Below are 21,974 nucleotides of genomic sequence, written 5' to 3'. Positions count from 1 at the left end.
GCGCCCTCCTCACTAAGCTGTCGGCCATGTCCGATCAGACGCTGACCCTGCCCGTGGCCGTTTCGGCCGACCGGCTCCGCGAGCACCGTGACGAGGTCGTCCTCGTCGATTCCCGCTGGTACCTCGACGGCCGTTCGGGCCGGGAGGCCTATCTCGCGGGGCACATCCCCGGAGCCGTGCACATCGACGTGGACACCGATCTCGCCGCGCCCGCCTCTCCTGAGGAGGGACGGCACCCCCTGCCCGATCCGGCCGACTTCGCCCGAACCCTGGGGCGCCTGGGGATCGGCGACGACTCCTCCGTAGTGGTCTACGACGACGCCGGTGGCTCCGTGGCCGCCCGTCTGGTGTGGATGCTGCGCACCCTGGGCACGCCCGCCGCCTTCCTCGACGGCGGCCTCCAGACCTGGACCGGGGAATGGGAGGAGGGGGACGTCTCCGTGGATCCCGTCCACCGTTCCACCGTCCCCTGGCCCGCCGACCGTCTCGTCGACACCGAGACCCTGCGCGAGGACCTCGGCTCCTCGGAACGTCTGTTGTTGGACGCCCGGGTGTACGGTCGTTTCACCGGCGCGGAACCGGCCCCCGTGGACGCCCGGGCCGGACACATCCCCGGGGCCCGTAGCGCCGAGTGGCCCGCCAATCTCGACGCCGAGGGCCTGTTGGCCTCCCCCGAGACCCTGCGTGAACGTTTCGTCTCCCTGGGCGCCGACTCCGCGCGCACCGTGGTCGCCTACTGCGGCTCCGGCGTCACGGCCTGTCACGACCTTCTGGCCTTGGAACACGCCGGGTTCACCGACGTCCGTCTCTATCCGGGATCGTGGAGTCGTTGGGGCGGGGACGAGGAGCTTCCCCTGGAGACCGGCGATCCTCAGGCCTGACCTGGGCTTATCCGCTCACGACGGCCCTTCGTCTCGGGGTCCGCGCTCGCCGCGCGGGCCCCGTCCGCGTTCCCACCTCCCTCCTTTCAGGGGGGAACGGGGGGTCGGAGGTCCGACGAAACCGTCGATATTGACAGAATGAACCGATAAACAACCGATGGGCCACACGAAAAGTTCCCCCTCGGGTTCATCTCCTGGCCTGTTCCGGCCTCTTCTGGAACCAGAACCCCTGTCTTCGCGTCAAAGCGGGCAGTAGGGTCACCCGCCCCGGGAACAAAAGACGTGCTTCTCCGCGAAACGAGGAACTCTGGTGATCGAACTCCTACTCCTACTGATTCTCATCGTCGGAATCGTGATCGGAGTCCTGATCTACACGCAGCGCTCGCGCTCGCAGAAGCAGGACACCCCTCCCCCGCCGCCGCAGGACCCCTTCGCCGCCTCCTCCACCACCGACACCGCCGGTGACCCGAGGGCTCTCAAGGCGGGCGACATGATCGACTGGGGTACCGAACGCACCTGGGTCCGGGGCACCCTGCGTCTGTCCGAGGGCGGCTATGTCTGGTCCGAGCACTTCCTGGAGGTCGAGGGCGGCAAGCGCTGGATCTCGGTCGAGGAGGACCCCGACATCGAGCTGGCCCTGTGGACGGGACGCCCCGACCTGACCATGGTCCCCCAGGGCAAGAGCATCGAGCTCGAAGGTGTCACCTACAAGCTGGAGGAGAAGGGTTCCGGCTCCTACCGCTCCGAGGGCACCACCGGTCTCAAGGCCCAGGGCGGCATGGACTACGCGGACTACGAGTCCGACGACGGGAAGCTGCTCTCCTTCGAGCGCTTCGACCACGGCAACTGGGAGGTCAGCACCGGGACCAAGATCGCGGCCGGAACCTTCACGATCTTCCCCGGGAGCTGATCCCCCATGCGCGCGAGCATCAGCGCCCCCTTCATCGACACCAAGGCCGATGACCTGATCTGGTCCCTGGAGCATCCGTTGATCGACCCCCTGGCCACCCGCGTCGTCGAGGTGGCGGGGTCCAGGGTCGAACTCCGGGTGCTCGGGGCCTCGCACCAGGTCCTCCTCGGGTCGGACGAGGGGACTCTGGTGGAGACCGTCGCCTGTCTGCCGGGGTTCCCCGGCCGGCTGCCCGACAACGCCGAGCACCCCCTGCCTGGGGTGGGCGACTATCGCTTCGCCTCGGTCGTCGAGTCTCTGTCTCGCGCGGAACTGGCCCATCGGGTGGAGGAGGTCCATGCCGGGACCGCCGACTCCCCCGGTGGGCTCCTCGTCGCCTTCCCCGGTGATCCCCTCGCGATCACCGCGCTGCACCTGACCACCGGCAGCGGGGCGTCCCTGCGCTGGCGTACCTGGCACGCCTATCCGCAGAGCGGCGAACTGGTGACGACGACCACGACCCTGACCCCCTGAAGGAGGCCGACATGGCCAAGACCCGGATCCACGGGGCCCGCACCCCGAGACAGAAGTTCGCCGCGGTCGGCGGGGCCGCGGCCCTGCTGATCATGCTCTCCGCCTGTTCCGGCGGGGGCGGCGACAGCGCCGACTGTCAGCCGAGCGAACGGCCCAGTGACAGGGCCACGACCAGCGCGACCGGCACCACCGGAGCGAGCGGCCAGAACACCACGTCCGACCTGCGCAACAGTCCGAGCCCGAGCGCCTCGCCGACCGATGACTGCAACGGGCGCAGCGGTAGTGGAAGCAGTGGCGGCGGAGGAGGAGGTTTCTTCTTCTTCGGCGGCGGAGGCGGGGGCGGCAACAACTCCAACAGCGGAGGAAGCGGCAGCGACACCCGCGGTGGCGGCTCCGGCTTCGGTAAATAACCCGAGATCAGGCCAGTAGTCTTCCGTGTCGGGGGGACCTGCGCGTCCCCCCGACGCCTGCACCCCCGACACGGACAAGGCCATGGACGAGATTCTCACCAGTTCCCTCTACGCCCTGGGTTACGGCGTGGTCGGCACGATCATCATGCTGCTCGGCTACCTGATCACCGACCTGCTGACACCCGGCAAACTCCACACGTTGATCTGGGAGGACCGGAACAGGAACGCCATCCTGCTGGTCTCCGCCAACACCTTCGGATCGGCGATCGTGGTCGTCTCGGCGATCCTGTCCAGCTACTCCGAGCTCGGACTGGTGCCGGGGCTGATCTCGGCGGCCGTCTTCGGGCTCATCGGCCTGGTCGTGATGGCGCTGTCCTTCCTGCTGATCGACCTGCTCACGCCGGCCAAGGTGAGCCACATCATCTCCTCCGCCGAGTGGCACCCGGCGACGTGGGTCAACGCGACCGCGCACGTCTCCATCGCCCTGGTGGTGGCCGCCGCCATCTCCTGATCCGTGTTCGCTCCGATCCCGCGCTCCGCACACCCGTCACCCGTTCACGACGGGCGCCCACGGCACCGCGCCCTCCCGACGCCCACCACCGGTGCCCCTCGAAGAACGTCCACGGCAGGGCCCTGATCGACGCTCGGGGGTCGAGGTCATGACAGGAACCTCGGCCCCCGTACCCGTGTCCCTTCTCGAGAAAGCAGTACCGTGACCGAGACCCCGGCCCCAGCGAGAACGAGACTTCCGGTGCCGCCGCGCGCGGCCCGGTTCTTCGTACTGCTCGCGGTGTTCATCTGTGCCGCCTGCGGACTGGTGTACGAGTTGGCGCTCGTCGCCATCGGCAGTTACCTGCTCGGCGACACCATCACCCAGGCCTCCGTGGTGCTGTCGGTGATGGTGTTCGCCATGGGTGTGGGTTCGCTGTTGTCCAAGCGCTACCAGAGTCGCCCGGCATTGTCGTTCGCGGTGGTCGAGGGGCTGCTCTCGCTGGTCGGCGGCCTGTCGATCCTCCTGTTGTACGGGTCCTTCGCCTGGTTGTCCGCGTCGGCCTACCAGCCCACGCTGGTGTTGTTGGCGTTCATCATCGGCACGCTGATCGGTATCGAGATCCCGCTGCTGATGACCCTGATCCAGCGCATCCGCAAACAGGAGGCCTCCGAGGCGGTGGCGGACCTGTTCGCCGCCGACTACGTGGGCGGACTCATCGGTGGTCTGGCCTTCCCGTTCCTGTTGCTCCCGCTGTTGGGGCTGCCCAAGGGCGCCCTCATGGTGGGTGTGCTGAACGCGGTGGTCGGTGTGGCGATCGTGTTGTGGCTCTTCCGTTCCGAGCTCACCCGGGTCGCCTACGTGGGGCTGGCCCTAGGGCTCGTCGCCATCGTGACGGTCTTGAGCCTGGCGTACTACTACGCCGAACGCTTCGAGGTGGACGCCCGACAGGCCATGTACCGGGACCCGATCGTCTACGCGGATCGGAGCGAGTACCAGGAGATCGTGGTCACCCAGTCGTTGGACGGTGTGGACACGCGCATGTTCCTCAACGGCGACCTACAGTTCTCCACGCTGGACGAGTACCGGTACCACGAGTCGCTCATCCACCCGGCGATGGCGGGCGCGCACGAGAACGTGCTCGTGTTGGGCGGCGGTGACGGACTGGCCCTGCGCGAGATCCTGCGTTACGAGGACGTCGAGAAGGCGACCCTGGTCGACCTGGACCCGGCCGTGATCGAACTGGCGAGCACCGATCCGGTGATCCGCGAGCTGAACGACGACTCCTTCGAGGATCCGCGCGTGGAGGTGATCAACACCGACGCCTTCCAATGGCTGCGCGACAACACCGACCGTTACGACGTGGTCATCGCCGACCTGCCCGACGGCACCGACGTGGGCACCTCGAAGCTGTACACGGTGGAGTTCTACTCCCTCATCGCGCAGGCGATGGAGGGCGACAGCCGCTTGGTCGTCCAGGCCGGATCGCCGTTCTTCGCCCCCGACGCCTACTGGAGCGTGGGGCGCTCCCTGGAGGAGGCCGGGTTCGGGAGCACCCCCTACAACGTGGACGTCCCCACCTTCGGCAACTGGGGCTTCTATCTGAGCACCCTCGGGCAGGCCCCCGAACTTCGTCTGGCAGAGGACGTCCCCGACCTGCGTTTCCTGGACGAGCCGCTACTGGCGGCCTCTCAGGTGTTCCCGGCCGACCGCCGTGAGGGCGACGTGGAGGAGTCCACTCTGATGCATCCCCGGGTCATCGGCTACCACCAGGACCGGCAGGCCTGGCGGGGCTACTGACCTCGATCTCCCGAACGACGGATCGGCGCCCGTACCGAGGAGGTACGGGCGCCGATCGTGATGAGGCACCGCGCGACCTGACGATCTCGGGCCGGTGGGCGGCCACGCGGTGTTCCGGGGAGGGGTGACGGCCGCGGAAGGGGGCCGGGCCGTCTCGGGAGGGCTCCCTCTCGCTCCAGGACCATCCTGCGGTCCCCCGCCGAGGACGGCCCGGCGCCACGCCGCCCTCCTCGTCCCGCTTGGCAACCCTTGACACAGTCTTGCCGATCCGCACTGGAAAGGGAGGCTTTCGAACCCCTCGCGCACGGTCGTCCTGTTCCACGCGTTCGAGCACCCGCCGTCCCGTACGACCTCACCTCTCTCGACGTTCGGCGTGCTCCACCGCGGCCAGGGCGGTGACCGCGCCCAGTTCCCAACAGGCCTCCCGTGCCTCCGCCCCGGGGCGACCGACGATGGTCACCGGGGGCCGATGCCGTTCCCAGCCCATCCCCTCGGCGATGGTCTCCACCGAACGCACCGCGCCCGAGGTGTCGTTGTCACCGTGGACGTAGAGTGTGTAGGGCATCCCTCGATGGTCGACCTGGACCGTGTAGTACACCGTGTCGAAGAAGTGTTTGAGGGCTCCGGACATGTAGCCGATGTTCGCGGGCGTTCCGAGCACCACCGCGTCCGCCTCCAACAGGTCGGTGGGGGTGGCGGCCAGAGCGGCCTTCACCTGCGTTCGCACCCCTTCGATATCGTCGTTTCGGGCACCGTCCAGGACCGCGTCCAGAAGTTCGGCGGTCGCGGGCGAGACGGTGTGGTGAACGATGAGAAGTCGTGCCATGCACCCACAGTAGGCAGTCGTTCCTCTCGGAACCGATCCGGCTCGGGTCGCGTCTCAACAGTGGCGTACGACCTCACGTTCTGGAGGTCCTCCGACACGAGTCCCCCTCCGTTCGACAGCAACCTTGGAAGAAAGCCAGGCACCTCCATGAGTCAGCCTCCCTACAACGGACCCCACCAGGGACCGCCTCCCGGCGGCATGACCCCGCACGGCGGTCAGCCCCCCATGGGTCCTCCGCCCGGTGGGCCTTACGGAGGCATGCCGCCCGGCGGTCCTCCGCCCGGGGGAATGCCGCCCGGTGGGCCTCCGCCCGGAGGGATGCCGCCCGGTGGACCTCCCGGAGACCCCTATGGAGGTATGCCGCCCGGCGACCCCTACGGTGGCCCTCCGCCCGGAGGCCCCTACGGCCCTCCTCCTCCCGGCAAGAAGAAGACCTCGCCGTGGCTGTGGGTCGGCCTGGGCTGTGGCGGCCTCTTCGTGATCGGTGTGGTGCTGGTCGTCCTCCTCGTCTTCGTCTTCGGCAACACCGACAGGAACGAGGGCGACGGTGGCGGCGGTACCGGCGGCACCAGTGACGGCGGTGGGAACAGCGGGGGCGGCGGCAGCTCGGCCGCGGGCGACACCAGCACCGGCCTGGGCAACGCGGAGCGGTCCAACCCCGACCTCCCCGGTTTCAAAGAGCCCGTCGAGCACGAGGACATCCGTTACACCGTCACCGACATCGAGACGGGTGTCACCGACGTCGCCGGTATCACCCCGTCCGGCCAGTTCGTCGTCGTGACCCTCGAGGTGGAGTCGCTGGACTCCCTCGCCTTCTTCTTCTGGCGTGACGAGCAGCACCTGTACACCTACTCCGGTGAGGCCATCGAGGAGCACTACGAGGCCACCGGCTCCTACGACGGTGAGCCCATGAGCGTCGACCTGGAGGTGGGCGAGCCCGTCGAGGTCTCCATCGTGTTCGACGTGGACGACCCCTCGGAGATCTCCACCATGGGCCTGAGCGGCGAGACCTACGGCGGCAACGAGGTCGAGGTCGACATGACCGGCTGATCCGGTCCCGTCGTCGGGTCCGATGGGCACGGCACGGTCGAAGCGGCGGGCGCCCGGTGATCCGGACGCCCGCCGCCGTCGTATCCGGGTGAGGGGCGTCCCTCTGTCTCTTCCCGAGCGGGATCCCGCACTGTGCGGTCGCACGAAATCCTCGGCCCCCGATCCCTCGAAACCTGTCCCTTCCCCCGAAGCCCGGCACCCCCTCAGGCACACGAGGCACCCTCGTGAACGCAGGCCCCATCGAGCGGCCCGTTCACTCCCCCGGGCGGGGAATGTCGAACGTTGACCCGCCCCACGGGCTTGTTTAGTGTGCGGTCCCTACCGTGCCGTCCCGATCGCACACCGACGCGATCAGGCCGTACGCGGGTGCGCGAGCGTCCCTCGCGGCCCCGCGACGTGGCGGCGCTCAACGAGGAGCGAGGGAACCATGCCGCACACCGTCCGGGCCGCACTCGTCCAGACCGAGTGGACCGGGGACACCGAATCCATGCTGGACGTCCACGAGAGATACGCGCGGGAGGCCGCCGCGCGAGGGGCCGGGATCATCGGCTTCCAAGAGGTCTTCAACGCCCCCTACTTCTGCCAGGTCCAGGACCCCGAACACCATCGTTGGGCCGAGGCGGTGCCCGACGGCCCCACCGTCACCCGCTTCCAGGCCCTGGCCCGGGAGCTGAACATGGTGATGGTGCTCCCCGTCTTCGAGATCGAACAGCCGGGCCTCCACTACAACACCGCCGCCGTCATCGACGCCGACGGCCGCTATCTCGGCAAGTACCGCAAGCACCACATCCCCCAGGTCGAGGGGTTCTGGGAGAAGTACTACTTCCGCCCCGGCAACCTCGGCTGGCCGGTGTTCGACACGGCGGTCGGCCGGATCGGCGTCTACATCTGCTACGACCGCCACTTCCCCGAGGGCTGGCGGGCGCTCGGTCTGGCCGGAGCGCAACTGGTCTACAACCCGTCGGCCACCCACCGGGGTCTGTCCTCCTACCTGTGGAGGCTCGAACAGCCCGCGGCCGCGGTCGCCAACGCCTACTACGTCGCGGCCATCAACCGGGTCGGTCGTGAGGAGTACGGCGACAACGACTTCTACGGCACCAGCTACTTCGTGGACCCGCGCGGACGCTTCGTCGGGGACGTCGCCTCCGACACCGAGGCCGAACTGGTCGTGCGTGACCTCGACCTGACCATGATCGACGAGGTCCGACGGCAGTGGGCGTTCTACCGCGACCGTCGACCCGACGCCTACGGGCCGCTGGTGGAGGGGTAGGAACATGGCACGCACCCTCATCACCGGCGGGCTGGTCGTCACCGCGGCCGAGGAACTGGAGGCCGACGTCCTCATCGAGGGCGAGAAGGTCGCCGCCCTGGCCCTCCGCGGCAGCGACACCGCGCGCACCTGGGCCGAGAGCGACGCCGAGATCATCGACGCCGCCGACCACTACGTCGTCCCGGGCGGGGTCGACGGCCACACCCACATGGAGATGCCCTTCGGCGGCACCCACTCCTCCGACACCTTCGAGACCGGGACCCGCGCCGCCGCCTGGGGCGGGACCACCACGATCGTCGACTTCGCCATCCAGCGCCAGGGCGAATCCGTACGGGCCGGGGTGGAGGCGTGGGCGGCCAAGGCCGAGGGGAAGTGCGCGATCGACTACGCCTTCCACGCGATCCTGTCCGACGTCGACGATTCCTCCCTCAAGGAGATGGACACCCTCGTAGAGGAGGGCATCACCTCGTTCAAGCTGTTCATGGCCTATCCGGGTGTGTTCTACAGCGACGACGGTCGGATCCTGCGCGCGATGCAGCGCGGCGCCGCCAACGGCGCCCTGACCATGGTGCACGCCGAGAACGGCATCGCGATCGACGTCCTGGTCGAGCAGGCCCTGGCCGAGGGGAGGACGGATCCGCGTCACCACGGCGAGGTCCGCAAGGCCCTGTTGGAGTCGGAGGCCACCCACCGCGCCATCCAGCTCGCCCGGGTGGCGGGCGCGCCGCTGTACGTGGTGCACGTGTCGGCGGGCGAGGCGGTGGAGGAGATCGCCAGGGCCAGGGACAAGGGCCTCAACGTGTTCGGGGAGACCTGCCCGCAGTACCTGTTCCTGTCCACGGACGACCTGGCCGGGCCGGGGTTCGAGGGTGCCAAGTACGTGTGCTCGACCCCGTTGCGTCCCCGGGAGCATCAGGAGCACCTGTGGAGGGCGCTGCGCACCGACGACCTCTCCGTGGTCTCCACCGACCACTGCCCGTTCTGTTTCACCGGGCAGAAGGATCTGGGGCTGGGCGACTTCTCCAGGATCCCGAACGGCATGCCGGGGGTGGAGCACCGGATGGACCTACTGCACCAGGCGGTGGTCGAAGGGCGGATCGGCCGGCGCAGGTGGATCGAACTGGCCTGCGCCACGCCCGCCCGCATGTTCGGGATGTATCCGCGGAAGGGGACCGTGGCTCCGGGGGCCGACGCCGACCTGGTCGTCTACGATCCGCGGGCCGAACAGACCATCTCCGCCCGGACCCACCACATGAACGTGGACTACTCCGCCTACGAGGGCCGCGACGTCACCGGCCGGGCCCGGACCGTGCTCTCCCGGGGCCGCGTGATCGTGGACCGGGGTACCTACCTGGGCCGCCCGGGCCACGGTTCCTACGTGCGCAGGGACACCTGCGGCCATCTGATCTAGAGGAGGACACATGGACATCGGACTGGTCCTCCAGACCGACCCGCCCGCGGACCTGTTGGTGGAGAGGATGGTGCGCGCCGAGGGCCACGGGTTCACGCACGGCTGGACCTTCGACTCCGTGGTGCTGTGGCAGGAGCCCTTCGTCGTCTACGGCCGGATCCTGGAGCGGACCCGGAACCTGGTCGTGGGTCCCATGGTGACCAACCCGTCGACCCGGGCCTGGGAGGTGACGGCGTCGCTGTTCGCCACTCTCAACGACATGTACGGGAACCGGACGATCTGCGGGATCGGCCGGGGCGACTCGGCGATGCGGGTGGCCGGACGTTCGCCCGCCACCCTGGCCCGACTGTCCGAGGCGATGACGGCGATCAAGGATCTCGCCGAGGGGCGGGAGGCCGTCGTCGACGGTTCGCCGATGCGCATCCCCTGGGTGCGCGACGGCTCCCTGCCGGTGTGGACGGGGGCCTACGGGCCCAAGGCCCTGGCGTTGACCGGGCGTCGGGCGGACGGGTTCATCCTCCAGCTCGCCGACCCGTATCTGACCGAGTGGATGGTCGCGGCCGTACGGTCGGCCGCGGTCGAGGCCGGGCGCGATCCGAACGAGGTGCGGATATGCGTGGCGGCGCCCGCCTACGTCACGGACGGTTCCGCCGAACAGCGCGCCCATGCCCGGGACCAGTGCCGCTGGTTCGGCGGCATGGTCGGCAACCACGTCGCCGACCTGGTCTCCCGCTATGGGGACCACTCGGGCGCCGTGCCTCCGGAGCTGACCGATTACATCAAGGCCCGAGAGGGCTACGACTACAGCCACCACGGCCGGGTCGACAACCCCGACACGGCCTTCGTCCCCGACGCCATCGTGGACCGGTTCTGCCTGATCGGGACCGTGGAGGAGCATCGGGAGAAACTGGCGCGGCTGCGCGAGGCGGGCGTGGACCAGTTCGCGATCTACGCGATGCACGACGACATCGACGGGGTGATCGACGCCTACGGTCGGGAGATCGTTCCGACCCTGTCCTGAGGGTCGCGATCCCATCGAGCGGGGCGCGCGTCCCGCCGCCCACCTGCTCGAACACCGCGGTCGACGTGCCGCGTCGAGGGCCGGCCTCCGCCCGGATCGGGGGCCGGCCCTCGGCGTGCCGCCTCCCACCGTCGTCCGCACCCCGGTGACGTGCGAAGATATCCGATGGCCTGCACCTTTCGACGGATATGTCGAGCTTGTGAACAGGCCGTTCCGGCACGGGCCCGATAGCGCACCCGTGCCCTCTCCGACGTCACCACCGAAACACAGGTAACCCGTGTCCGAAGCACCACCCGCGCCCACGCCGACGGCGGCCCGGCAGATCATCCACCCCGACGGTCGGGTCTCGCTCCCCGAGGGCGCTCCGCTGCCCGCGGGTCCCTATGTCAACGACGACCTCCAGCCGGTCCCGATATCCAAGCGCACCTGGGGCGTGGGCAGCTTCACCGCCCTGTGGGTGAGCATGTCCGTCCAGATCCCCGCCTGGACCCTGGCCAGCGGCCTCATCGCGGTCGGCATGGACTGGCGCCAGGCGATCCTGACCATCGCCCTGGGCAACCTGATCGTGCTGGTGCCCATGGTCCTGACCGGCCACGCCGGAGCCAGGTACGGGATCCCCTTCCCCGTGTTCGCGCGCGCCTCCTTCGGTCTGCGCGGGGCCAACCTGCCCGCCCTCATCCGCGGGGCCGTCGCCTGCGGCTGGTACGGCATCCAGACCTGGGTCGGCGGACAGGGCGTCCACATCCTCGCCGGACGCATGCTCGGCGAGCGGTGGAGCGACGCGACGGTGGTCGGCGGACAGCCGTGGACGATGTGGCTCTCCTTCGGTCTCTTCTGGGTGATCCAGTTGGCGATCATCCTGTGGGGCATGGAGGGCGTGCGCCGGGTCCAGGTGTGGGCCGCGCCCCTGATGCTGGTGGGCGGCGTCGCGCTCCTGGTGTGGATGGTCCGTGAGGCGGGTGGCCTCGGCCCGCTGCTGGCGGTCAACTCCGACCTCGGCTGGGGCGCGGACTTCTGGAAGCTCTTCTTCCCCTCGCTGATGGCGATCATCGGCTTCTGGTCGACGCTGAGCCTCAACATCAGCGACTTCACCCGCTTCTCCTCCTCCCAGAGGGCCCAGGTGGTGGGCCAGTCGTTGGGTCTGCCGACGACCATGGCGGCCTTCGCCCTGCTCGCGGTCATGGTCACCGCGGGGACCCAGGCCGTCTACGGGGCCCCGCTGTGGGATCCGGTGGAGATCGTCGCCCAGATGTCCAGCGGTCTCGCCCTGCTGTTCGCCATCTTCATCCTGCTGCTGGCCACGGTGTCGACCAACATCGCCGCCAACCTGGTGGGGCCGGCCTACGACCTGGCCAACCTGCGACCGAAGCTGATCGGCTTCCGGACCGGCGCGGTGATCACCTGCGTGATCAGCGTCGGGATCTTCCCCTGGCGGCTGATCGCCGACCCGAACATGTACATCTTCACCTGGCTGGGCACCGTCGGCGGCCTGCTCGGCACCGTGGGAGGCATCCTGATCGCGGACTACTGGCTGCTGCGCCGCGCCCGCATGGACCTGCCCTCGCTCTACAGCCGTGACGGCCGCTACTGGTACACCGGCGGCTGGAACTGGCGGGCGCTGGTCGCGTTCGTGGTCGGCACCGTCCTGGCCGTGGGAGGGTCGAACTCCCCCGAGGGCCAGGGCCCCTTCCCCACCGACGGCCTCATCCCGTTCCTGGCGCCCCTGGCCGACTACGGCTGGCTGGTGGGCCTGTTCAGCGCCCTCCTCCTGCACTGGGCCCTGGGCCGCTTCCTCCCCGACCCCCGTCAACGCGCGGCCGAGGAGGACTCACCGACCGCGGCCTGACCGGACACGAGAACGAGGGGGTGTGGGACGCCCGAACGGCGCCCCACACCCCCTTCACTTACCGCAGGTCGGCCGACGTACGCTCACTCCGATTCCGGTCCCCCGCTCTCCGGGGACGGGCCCACGAAGGACATCGCCGTCATCATGCGGTAGTCCTCGATCTCCTTCGAGTGCCGGCGCACGATCTCACAGATCCGCTCCCTCACCTCGGGTGAGGGACGGAGGGCGAACGGCTCCTCCTCGGGCTCCTCCGACATCGCGGCCCGGACGGCACCGGCTCCCAGTCCGAGGCGGTCCAAGGCCTCTCTGCGCACGTCCTCCAACCGTCGCCGTCGGTCCTCGGAGACCAGGCCGACGGCCAGGACCGTCTGCGCCCCGGTCGTCTGTCGGTTCAGGCCGCCTCCGGCGTACAGGGCGTACGCCTCCATGCGCACCACCTCTCCGTACGCCTCGTGCAGACTCTCGTAGATCTCGTCGGCGGCCTCGGGTTCGCGCGCGAGCTCGGTGAGGACGTCCAGCGTCTCCTCCGGTTCCGTCAGTCCGAACAGCTCCATCCGGTCCGCCAACGCCTGGAGCGGGAGTTCGTGGATCCACCCCTCGCCGTCCGGCCCGGGTTCGCTCCGGAGTGAGAAGCAGGGACCCACCCCCGCCAGGTTCGTGAACTCCATCTCGGTGTACTCGGTCGGTTCCATGTCCACGCTCCTCACGCTCCGCTCACAACGTCCTCGACCCACACCGACAGGTACTGCACCCGATGTGTCTGCGCCGTCTCTCCCAGGACCCGGGTCCTCACATAGGAGGTACCTCTCCCCTGAGAGACCACGGTCGCGTTGACGTCACGCCCCCAGTTGTTGACCGCGTGGCCGCTGACCATCATCAACCGGCCACCGTTGGGTGCGGCCTGGGCGTAGGTGAAGGTCCAGTTGGCCGATAGGAAGTCGGTCGTGCCACTACGTTGATAGAGGAACATGTCGTGGGCGTGGTGCCCCCGGCTCAGACGCCCACGGAGCATCAGACTCCACTGCTCGAAGCTCACTCCGATACCGCTGTAGGACCCGTGCACGTAACGCAGCGCTCCCCCCTCATTGGCGGAGCGAAGAACCAGGTCGGTACGACCGGTCTGGTTGGTGGTCACCTCCCTACCGGTGATGATGAACGCGCCTGGTTCGTAACCCTGGGACGCCACCCCCAGCGCCTGAATCGTCGGTTGGAGACCGAAGGCGGAGTTCCCGGTGTGGAAACGGAGCCCTGGACGACCGTTGTGCACCCCTCGCTCCATCAGAACGTGGTTCTCGTCGCTCCCACCGGCCTGGACCCGACCGTTGAAGTAGGCGTTGCCCGAAGCCGACGACATGTCGACCACCGTGGTCCCGTCGGTCGCCAGCAGCCTGATCCCGTTCCGGTCGGCCACCCAGCGGCGGCCCGAGGCGGCGCTGCGGACCGTCGCCCCGGTGATGACCTGGCCGTCGATGGCGCCGGCCGCGACGGTGCCCGCCGTCACCGCTCCGGCGGCGATGTGACCCGCCTCCACCGCGCCCACGTCGATCTTGTCGGCGGTGATGGAGTTGGCCGCGATGTGCCCCGCCTTGATGGTCTCGGGGTACAGGTCGGTGTCGACCAGGGGCGTGGTGGCGATCCGGGCCTCCTCGCCCGGCTCCGAGCGGTTGCCCGAACGGTCGACCGTGGCCAGCCGGAAGTAGCGGGGTTCGTGGTAGGGCTGCCCTGGGACCACGAGCTCGGCCGGACCGGACTCCAGTGACCCGACCGGGCGCCAGTCGCCCCCTTCGGGGCCGTGGACCCGACCGATACGGACACCGTCCCCGTCGACACTGATCCCCATATGGGTGGCGATATGAGGGCCCGACGGATTGAGGTTCCCGTCCGCGGCGAGCACCCCGTCCACCCAGATTCGGCGCCGCCAGCCCTCGACCCGGATCCGGAGGATATGAGCGCCGGAGCCGACCTCGGGAATGTATTCACTGCTGTAACCGCGGTTCAGTTCCCTGTTGAACCGCACCCATAGACGGACCGATCTCTCCGGCCCCTCCTCCGGGGCGATGACCTCCACCGTGTACTCCTGGTCCAGAACGCCCAGGTCCCGGAGGATCAGAGCGTAGGCGTCGGAGGGGGAGCCCAGCGTCCCGTCCCGTACCCACATCTCGCCGTGGACGATCTCCCATGGGTCGGTCGGGGGGCCGTCCACCTCCCATTCCTCGCTCCAGGTGCGCCCGTCGCGCATCTCGACCTCGGTGTGCAGGAAGTCGGGCGGCATCGCCTCCCCGTCCGCCCCTCGTCCGTCCCAGCCGACGTTGATCACGCCCAGTCGTGTGGACAGTTCCGGAGCCGGGGGCACGGGCGGCGGTTCGGCGTCGGAGGCGACGGTCAGCGACACGACACCGCCGAAGGCGCCGGCGAGGTTGTTGTGCTCGCCGACGGCGCGCACCTTGAAGGCGAGATCGGCACCGACCTCCAACCCGGACAGGTGCACCGTCGTGTCGGGATGGTCGATCGAGACGACCCGGCTCCACACCGCGCCGACCGTGTTCGGCCGGCTGTAGACCTGGTAGAAGCCCACGTCCATCGCGGTACCGTTGCTCGCCGAATCCACCGGGGCCCATTGGAGGCTCACCTGGCCGCGTGCCGCGCCGTCGGAGTCGAGATAGGCGTTGGTCTGGGCGACGAGCCCCTGCGGGGCCGCCGGACGGCGACGATCGTTGCCCTCGGGGGCGGGGACGGAACCCGAACCGCCGTTGGCGACACTGCCACCGGTCAGGGCGGCGGTGCGGCGGGCGCGGCGGATCTCCGCTTCGAGGAAGCGGTCGTTGAGGACGACGTTGCCGCCGAGTGTGCCCTCCTGGTCCCGGGACAGGGTGATCTGACGCAGCCGCAGCGGCTCCATCGTCCCGTCCCCACCGGGGGCGAGGACCAGGTCGCCGGGGGCGTAGTCCCGCCAGGGCAGCCATCGTGCCCCGAGGAACACCAGACCCCGGGTGACCTGGACCCTCTCCCTCGCTCCTCGTTCCAGGGCGGCGCCGGCCAGGAGCCGCGCGGTGCCCTCGTCGGTCACGCCGCCCTGGGTGAGGTACTCCTCCCACCGGCCCCACGGGGTCTCGGCGTCGGGGTTGGCCAGCTCCAGCCGGAACCCCTCGTCCCCCTCCAAGAGGAGGTGGGAGACGACGTCCTCCAGGCTCCCGTCCTCGGGAGCGTCGGTGATGTCCCGCCCCAGCCTCAGATCGACGGGGGCCTCGCCGGAGGCCCGGTCGGTCGCCATGACCGTCTCCGGACCGAACAGGCGCAGGGTGCGCCCCTCGAACCTCCAGTCGCACACCCCTTGTTCGGCCAGACCGTTGAGGACGGTCAGCAGGTCGGTGCCCAGGTCGTACTCCAGGGTGAGCAGGGTCCCCCAAGGGCGGCCCGCCGAGTCCCTCGCCGTGTCGAAGTCGACCTCCAGACCGGGCAGGGCCCCGCGACCGGCACCCTCGTTGGTCCAGGTGCGCACGATCGTTCCCACCGTCGCGGCGGCGAAGGTGCGCTTGCCGTCGGTGGCCGAGCCCCCGGCGGTCGGATAGAGCCGGAGCTTGCGCAACTGCCAGCCGTAGCCGGGCAGGTCGTAGGAGCGTTTCGCGGTCCGGTCGGTGAGGTTCCCGGAGCGTTTGATCCGCAGGAAGCGGGAGTCGGGTCCCTCCTGCCACTCCCCCGTGGCCGGGTCGTACATCTGGACGGCGATCTCGCAGGGGGATTCGAGGAACTCCGCACCCGGGGCATAGGCCGTGTAGTCGATCCGCAACGAGGGCAGGTCGTTGTACGGCTGGCCGAGCTCGATGCCGAGCGGGTGGGGCAGCGGGCCCAGCCGGGGCCCGTTGGGTTCGTAGGCGACGAGCCTGATGTCGAACTCGCTCACAGGAAGGCCCTCCTCGCGTGGATGTCGATACGGGAGCCGTCACCGGAGTCGGCCGCTTCCAGACGCACGCGGGGTACACGTCGGTACGGGTCGTCGGCGACCCTCTCCGGGGTCAGGTGCAACCAGCGGGAGGCGGAACCGGGGCCGAAGGCGGTGACCGAGCCGGTGACGTCCCGCCCTTCGGGGAGCACGCGCGCGGTCATCCGTTCGCAGTCCACCTCCAGCGACTGGTTCGCGGTCAAGGTGCCGTCCCAGCGGAACCCGCCGCCGGTGGCCACGTCCGTGACCTCCGGGCGGGCCAGCGGCCCGGACAGGACCAGACGGGCGTCGACGATCGGGGCGGTGGATCCGCTCAGGGCGTCGACCGCCACCCCCTCCGGAGGGGACTCGGTTCCCATGAGGGCCTCCCAGGAGGAGGCGTCCGGGTCACGCCAATAGACGCCGGGGACACGGAACAGAACGGTGAGCAGCGCGGTGGCCGAGGCGACGTTCACCTCGGGTTCCGCCGCGGTGACCACTTCGGCGTCGGCCTGACGCACGGTGTCGGCGTCGACGTGGAAGCGCAGGTCCAGCATCCGGTGACGGGCACCGAACAGCGAGGTGAGCGCGGCCAGGTTCTCCTCCAGGCCGGCGAAGCCGCCGGGGGATCCGTCCGGGGTCCGGGGCCCCACCCACAGGGTCATGCCGAGGGTGGTGGCCTCCAGGTCCAGGCCGGTCACCGGCAGGTCGCCGGCCCTCCCGGGGACCTGGACCTCGGCGCTGCGGACCGCGGGCAGGGGGCGTAGGGCGGTTCCGGGTGCCAGACGCCATCCGGGGGCGTCGAGGGGCACGCCGTCCACCGTGTAGGTGGGGTACGGCATCGTTGATCAGCTCCGTTCGTGTGGGTGTTCCGGGATGCTCGTGGGGCCGGCCGCCCGGTGGTCCCGGGCGGCCGGCGTCGCGTGGCCGAGGACGGCGGGTCAGACCAGCCCGACGGCCGCCGCGTACTGGAGGGAGCGGTTGACCGTCGCGCTGGTCGGTTCGGCCTGGGGATAGTGGTTGACCACCTGGATCCGGGGGCCGCCCTCTCGGGAGGCGACCTGGGAGGCGTGGCGCCTGACCTCCAGGGAGGGAGGGACGAGTCGGGTGGAGATCTCGCCGGTCACGTCCCCCAGTTGCCCTCGCAGGTCGGGGAGCCTGTCGTCGATACCGCCCATGAGGCCGTCCATGATCATGCGGCCGGCCGGGGTGAGCAGCCTGCGGTCGACCCGGCGCGGGCCCTTCCAGTCCGGGATCATGTTCGTGACGCTGGAGAACTGGTTCTTGAGCGAGCCGATCATGTTCTTCACGCCGTCGATCAGACCGGTGATGATGTTCCGGCCGGCCTGCAACAGGATGGTCTTGGCGTTGGAGAACGCCTCCCTGACCTTGGTCGGGATGCCCCTGATGGTGGTCATCAGCCCGTCGATCCGTTCCCGCACCCGGTCGCGCATGGTGGAGAAGGCCTCGACGGCCCGGTCCCGGGCCCCGGTGAAGGTGCTCACGACACGCTCGCGGATCGCCTCCACGATCTGCACGAGACGGTCGCGCAGGCCGGTGACGACCTCGGCCACCCGCTCGCGGATCGCGGTGAAGATCTCGACCGCCCGATCGCGCAGGCCGGTGACGATCTCCACGATCCGTTCCCGGATCGCCGTGAAGATCTCCTGGGCCCGGTCACGGACCGCGGTGAAGATCTCCACCACCCGGTCCCGGAACCCCGTCACCCGTTCCACGACCCACTGGACCGCCGTGCCCACCAGGGCGAGGATGGTGTCCCACGCCGCGGAGATCAGGTCGGTGATCCAGGTCCAGGCGGCGGACACCGCCTCGGTGATCGAGGTCCAGATCCCGGACAGGAACTCGGCGATCGTCTGCGCCACCGAGGTGATCTTCTCGACGATGCCGTCCCAGACCTCGCCGGTCTTCTGCACCAGCCAGTCCCAGGCCTCGCCGATGAACGCCTTGATCTCGTCCCAGTAGGTGAAGAGGATGACGAACGGATGGTGGGCGATGATCGCCTTGATCCATTCCCAGGCGGTCTCGATCAGACCCACGAGACCGTCCCAGAACTCCTGGGCCTTCTCCTTCAACGCCTCCCACATCCCGGGGAGGGTCTCGGTGAAGAACGACATGACGTCCTCGGCGATCTCCTTGACGAAGGAGAACACCGCGTCCACGATCTCCCGGAACGTCTCGGAGTTGTTGTAGGCGTAGATCAACCCGGCCGCCAGGGCCGCCAACGCCGTGACGATCAGCCCCAGCGGGTTGGCGCGCATCACCGTGTTCAACACCCGTTGAGCGGCGGCCAGGCCCTTCTTGCCCACCTCTGCGACCTTGCTCGCCGCACCGGCCAGGGTGAGGTTGCGGGAGAAACCCGAAGCACTGGTTCCCGCGGACCGGAAGCCGGACGCCAGATCGCGCAGAGCGTCCGTCCCCGCCGAGAAACCCTTGGACACCACCGGACCGGCCGAGTCCACCAGTTTCCCCGCGAGGGCCCGACCGATCTGCTCACCCGCGTCGGGGAGTGTGGCCGAGAGAGTGTCGGCGACCTGGGAACCGAACCGCTGCACCGCGGGCGGCATGTTCGACAGGCCGGAGTCGATCATCTCCCCGGCGCGTGAGGCCAGGAGTTCACCGCCCTGTCGACCGGCGTCGGCGGCCCCTTCGGTGATCTTGTCGGTCAACATCCTCCCGGCCCGCGCGCCGAGGTCGTCGACGATGTCGGGCAGGGCGTCCAGTCCGTCACCGATCAGGCTCATGGCCGTGTCACCGAGCTTTCCGCCCAGCTCACGGCCGCTGCTCAGCCCGATCGAGGGCATCTTGCCCTGGAACAGATCACCGGCGGCCGAGGCCAGTCCGTCGACGATGTCGGGAACACGCCCCACACCGTCCTCGATCAAAGAGACCGCCCCATCGGCCACCTTCGAACCGAGTCTGCGCCCGGCCTCCTCTCCGTAACCGGGCAGGGTCTCGCTCAAGAACGACCCCGCCCGCTGCCCGAGCTGTTGGACCGCCGGGGGCATCCCCGACAGCCCCTCCTCGATCAGTTGGTTGGCGCCATCGGCCAACCGGGTACCCAACTCACGTCCCGCGTCGGCACCCGCCCGCGGCAGCCTCTCCTTGATCTGCTCCCCGGCACGATCACCCAAAGCCCCGACCACACCGGGCAGATGCTCCAGACCGGTATCGATCAGGTCCGACGCCGCACCGGTCAAACGCTCACCCACGTCACGCCCCGCGGCCGCGGCCGCGTTCGGAAGCGTGGTGGTGAGGAGGTTCCCCGCCTGGTCCGCCGCGGCCGCGGCCGCGTTCGGAAGCGTGGAGGTCAGGAACCCGCCCGCCCGATCCGCCGCGGCCGAGGCCGCGTTCGGAAGCGTGGACGTAAGGAACGCCCCCGCCTGATCGGCGGCGCTGTTCGCGAGGTCGGGCAGTTCGTCGAAGACGCTCCGCATCCGTGGGGAGACCCCGTTGACGAGGGTCGATCCGAGCTCCTGGCCGATGGCCTCACCGGCCCCCACGATCGAGGAACTCAGACTCGATCCGACCTGGTCGCCGAACCGCTGTACGGCCGGTGGCGCTCCGGACAGGGCCGAGGAGATCTTCCCCGAGACGGCGTCCGCGAATTGGGTGCTCACCTCGTTCCCCGCCTGACGGCCGACGGCCGGCAGGGTCGCCAGGTCCTTCTCCACTTCCTTCCTGATCTGGTCCCCGATGCTCTGTAGCTCGGAACCCAGGTCGACACGCACGGTGATGGCACCGGACATGGTTCACCTCTTCTTCTCTGTAGACACGGGTGGGGCCCTGTGACCGGGAAGAAGACGGAAACGACGCGGGTCCTCGACACGCCGGCCCGAGGGCCGGGGCGGTCACCGGGCCCTGAGGCGTCCATGAGCGGACACGATGGCGTCGAACCGGGGGAACAGGGCCCCGGAAACACGAAGACCCGGCTCTCGGCCGGGTCGAACACACCTGTGGCGGTGTCGATGACCACGTCATCGGACGCGGTACCGCCGCAGGACCCTTCCTCTTCGGACCTCCTCGTACACCTCGTCCGGGGGAATCGTCCCGGGGGACGGACGAAGGGGGTGCGGGGCGCTCCACGGCGCTCCGCACCCCCTTCACGTGACGTCAGTCGGCCAACTCCGCACGTCTGAGTTCGGCCCTGCGTACGGCCTCGGCGAGCCTGGTCCTCTTCTCCTCCTCGGCCCGTCGTACACGGGGGTCGGCCGGATGCGGCTGTCCCGTGGTCGCGTGCACCATGTCGGCCATCAGATAGTGGGAGAGCGTCCAGCCCTCCCCTCCCAGAGCCACCGCGACCGCCGAGTCGGCGGGCAGGTGGCGGATCAGGACCGCCAGACGCCGCAGGCTGAGCCGGCCCCGCCACAGATCGGCCAACTCCAGCCGGTAGTAACGGGCGAGATCGGCCTCCACCGCACCGGAATGTTCCCGGAGAAGGCGGAGGAGGCGACCTATTCCCCCGGGGACTCGAACCCGTAGACGCCGGCGATCTGCTCGGCCAGGGTGTTCAGATCACCCAGGGTGGCGCCCTCCTCCTTCAGACGGGCCCACTGCTCAGGGCCCAGCAGGCTGCGCAGGGCGGCGACGATGCGCCCCTCCTCGAAACCCTCCAGGGCACCGAGGGGCCAGGCGTCGGAGGAGGCGGGGACGGAGTAGTCGGCCCCCCGTAGGGAGAGGGTCTTGGCCTCCCCGGTGTCCGTGGCCTCGTCCCGTACGGCGGTCATGGCGTTGTTCTCGGTCATGTCGCGGTTCCTCGCTTCGTATGTCGGTCGTTCTTCGTGCGCGGTCCGTTCCTCGGGGTGGGAGGTCGGGCCGGAGGAACCGCGCGAACCCCGGCCCGACCTGTCATCGGGAACGTCGACGCCGAGGGGGCGTCGACGTTCGGTCACTCACCGTCGCCGGAACGGGCGCGTCCCTTGTAGGTGTAGAACAGGGTCGGCTCATCACCCTCGGTCGGATAGATCGCCACCGTGATCTCACGCTTGGCCAACTCCGTGGCGTTCTCCGTGGACTCACCACGCTCCGCCACCTGCGCATAGTTCGCGGACACCGTCCGCTTCACCAGATCACCCGTACGAGTCTCGAACGCGATCTTGAACCGCGCCTGAAGATCCGGAACCCGAATCTCACCCTCGTAACCACCATCACCAGAGAAATCAACACCATGACCCGGATACATCAGGTCATAAACCGTCTTGTTGTCCTCGAACGGCAGGAACTTACGCGTCACCTTGAAATTGTTATGAGTCGAAGCCACCAGCACACCACCCCAGGCGTACAGATCCTCCGACTCCACCTCCACCGTCTCGGTGAAACCCTCCTCACCATCCAGAAGCCCCACCTGCTCCCACTCAGGACCGAACGGACGACCCCCCTCGGGAATCACCGCGTCCACAGGAGCGATGAACACATCCGCGTACGCCCACACACTCGCATTACTCGCATTACCCATGGGAAACTACCTTTCTCAGGTTTCCTTTTGGAGTCCCGGCACCCGAAGTACGGGTGTTCCGGGAGGGATGGCGACAGACCATGGATTCCGGAACGCGCTCTCGATCCCCGCCTCATCGGGATAGACCGGCTTCACCTGCGATGATGCAGGGAAG

At 69.1% G+C, this 21,974-nt stretch carries 19 protein-coding genes; 11 read left to right on the top strand and 8 right to left on the bottom strand.

Annotated elements, in window-relative coordinates; genetic code table 11:
- Window positions 1-26: 26 nt before the first annotated feature.
- From U9J66_RS20245 to U9J66_RS20220, 6 genes are all read left to right on the top strand, one after another.
- Window positions 27-881: a sulfurtransferase gene (locus U9J66_RS20245; RefSeq protein ID WP_042282075.1), complete on the top strand. Its 855-nt coding sequence runs from the start codon at window positions 27-29 to the stop codon at window positions 879-881.
- A gap of 310 nt (window positions 882-1,191) precedes the next feature.
- A complete protein-coding gene (locus tag U9J66_RS20240; protein ID WP_014913547.1) occupies window positions 1,192-1,791 on the top strand; it encodes a DUF4178 domain-containing protein in 600 nt (199 codons plus the stop codon).
- Between the two features lie 6 nt (window positions 1,792-1,797).
- Window positions 1,798-2,304, top strand: coding sequence for a DUF2617 family protein (locus tag U9J66_RS20235; protein ID WP_014912824.1), 507 nt, complete (start codon window positions 1,798-1,800; stop codon window positions 2,302-2,304).
- Window positions 2,305-2,315: 11 nt separating this feature from the next.
- Complete coding sequence (locus U9J66_RS20230; protein ID WP_014912741.1) at window positions 2,316-2,714, top strand: hypothetical protein; 399 nt, start codon at window positions 2,316-2,318, stop codon at window positions 2,712-2,714.
- A gap of 82 nt (window positions 2,715-2,796) precedes the next feature.
- The gene (locus U9J66_RS20225; RefSeq protein ID WP_014908387.1) at window positions 2,797-3,225 is read left to right on the top strand and encodes a DUF350 domain-containing protein; all 429 of its coding nucleotides are present in this window, start codon (window positions 2,797-2,799) and stop codon (window positions 3,223-3,225) included.
- A gap of 201 nt (window positions 3,226-3,426) precedes the next feature.
- Window positions 3,427-5,004 (top strand): polyamine aminopropyltransferase, encoded by a 1,578-nt coding sequence (locus U9J66_RS20220; protein WP_014909503.1) that lies wholly within the window; start codon window positions 3,427-3,429, stop codon window positions 5,002-5,004.
- Window positions 5,005-5,356: 352 nt separating this feature from the next.
- Here the strand turns inward: U9J66_RS20220 and U9J66_RS20215 are convergent, their stop codons facing one another.
- Window positions 5,357-5,830 carry a flavodoxin family protein gene (locus U9J66_RS20215; RefSeq protein WP_326338388.1) on the bottom strand — a complete coding sequence of 158 codons (474 nt, stop codon included), beginning with the start codon at window positions 5,828-5,830 and terminating at the stop codon, window positions 5,357-5,359.
- Between the two features lie 357 nt (window positions 5,831-6,187).
- Here U9J66_RS20215 and U9J66_RS20210 point away from each other — a divergent pair, with 357 nt between their 5' ends.
- From U9J66_RS20210 to U9J66_RS20190, 5 genes are all read left to right on the top strand, one after another.
- Window positions 6,188-6,880 carry a hypothetical protein gene (locus U9J66_RS20210; protein ID WP_326338386.1) on the top strand — a complete coding sequence of 231 codons (693 nt, stop codon included), beginning with the start codon at window positions 6,188-6,190 and terminating at the stop codon, window positions 6,878-6,880.
- A 427-nt stretch (window positions 6,881-7,307) separates the two neighbouring features.
- The gene (locus tag U9J66_RS20205; protein ID WP_017536234.1) at window positions 7,308-8,150 is read left to right on the top strand and encodes a nitrilase-related carbon-nitrogen hydrolase; all 843 of its coding nucleotides are present in this window, start codon (window positions 7,308-7,310) and stop codon (window positions 8,148-8,150) included.
- A gap of 4 nt (window positions 8,151-8,154) precedes the next feature.
- A complete protein-coding gene (hydA, locus tag U9J66_RS20200; RefSeq protein ID WP_042282083.1) occupies window positions 8,155-9,561 on the top strand; it encodes a dihydropyrimidinase in 1,407 nt (468 codons plus the stop codon).
- Between the two features lie 10 nt (window positions 9,562-9,571).
- On the top strand, window positions 9,572-10,582 hold the full coding sequence (locus U9J66_RS20195; protein ID WP_017536236.1) for a TIGR03842 family LLM class F420-dependent oxidoreductase: 1,011 nt from the start codon (window positions 9,572-9,574) through the stop codon (window positions 10,580-10,582).
- Window positions 10,583-10,859: 277 nt separating this feature from the next.
- Window positions 10,860-12,428, top strand: coding sequence for an NCS1 family nucleobase:cation symporter-1 (locus tag U9J66_RS20190; protein ID WP_014912730.1), 1,569 nt, complete (start codon window positions 10,860-10,862; stop codon window positions 12,426-12,428).
- A gap of 83 nt (window positions 12,429-12,511) precedes the next feature.
- Here U9J66_RS20190 and U9J66_RS20185 read toward each other — a convergent pair whose 3' ends face one another.
- From U9J66_RS20185 to U9J66_RS20155, 7 genes are all read right to left on the bottom strand, one after another.
- Window positions 12,512-13,120: a hypothetical protein gene (locus U9J66_RS20185; RefSeq protein ID WP_326338382.1), complete on the bottom strand. Its 609-nt coding sequence runs from the start codon at window positions 13,118-13,120 to the stop codon at window positions 12,512-12,514.
- A gap of 11 nt (window positions 13,121-13,131) precedes the next feature.
- Window positions 13,132-16,329, bottom strand: coding sequence for a hypothetical protein (locus U9J66_RS20180; RefSeq protein ID WP_326338380.1), 3,198 nt, complete (start codon window positions 16,327-16,329; stop codon window positions 13,132-13,134).
- Entirely contained in the window at window positions 16,326-17,189 is an 864-nt protein-coding gene (locus tag U9J66_RS20175; RefSeq protein ID WP_326338378.1) for a hypothetical protein, read from the bottom strand. The genes U9J66_RS20180 and U9J66_RS20175 overlap by 4 nt, the downstream gene beginning before the upstream one ends.
- 99 nt (window positions 17,190-17,288) lie before the next feature.
- The gene (locus U9J66_RS20170) at window positions 17,289-20,114 is read right to left on the bottom strand and encodes a phage tail protein (RefSeq protein ID WP_014909639.1); all 2,826 of its coding nucleotides are present in this window, start codon (window positions 20,112-20,114) and stop codon (window positions 17,289-17,291) included.
- A gap of 364 nt (window positions 20,115-20,478) precedes the next feature.
- Window positions 20,479-20,781, bottom strand: coding sequence for a hypothetical protein (locus U9J66_RS20165; RefSeq protein WP_014911302.1), 303 nt, complete (start codon window positions 20,779-20,781; stop codon window positions 20,479-20,481).
- Between the two features lie 38 nt (window positions 20,782-20,819).
- Complete coding sequence (locus U9J66_RS20160) at window positions 20,820-21,110, bottom strand: hypothetical protein (protein WP_017536243.1); 291 nt, start codon at window positions 21,108-21,110, stop codon at window positions 20,820-20,822.
- Between the two features lie 143 nt (window positions 21,111-21,253).
- Window positions 21,254-21,820: a hypothetical protein gene (locus U9J66_RS20155; protein WP_041561846.1), complete on the bottom strand. Its 567-nt coding sequence runs from the start codon at window positions 21,818-21,820 to the stop codon at window positions 21,254-21,256.
- Between the last annotated feature and the right edge of the window lie 154 nt (window positions 21,821-21,974).

The organism is Nocardiopsis sp. LDBS1602 (assembly GCF_035818715.1).
GTDB lineage: Bacteria > Actinomycetota > Actinomycetes > Streptosporangiales > Streptosporangiaceae > Nocardiopsis > Nocardiopsis alba.
This window is presented reverse-complemented; position numbering and strand designations above follow the sequence as displayed.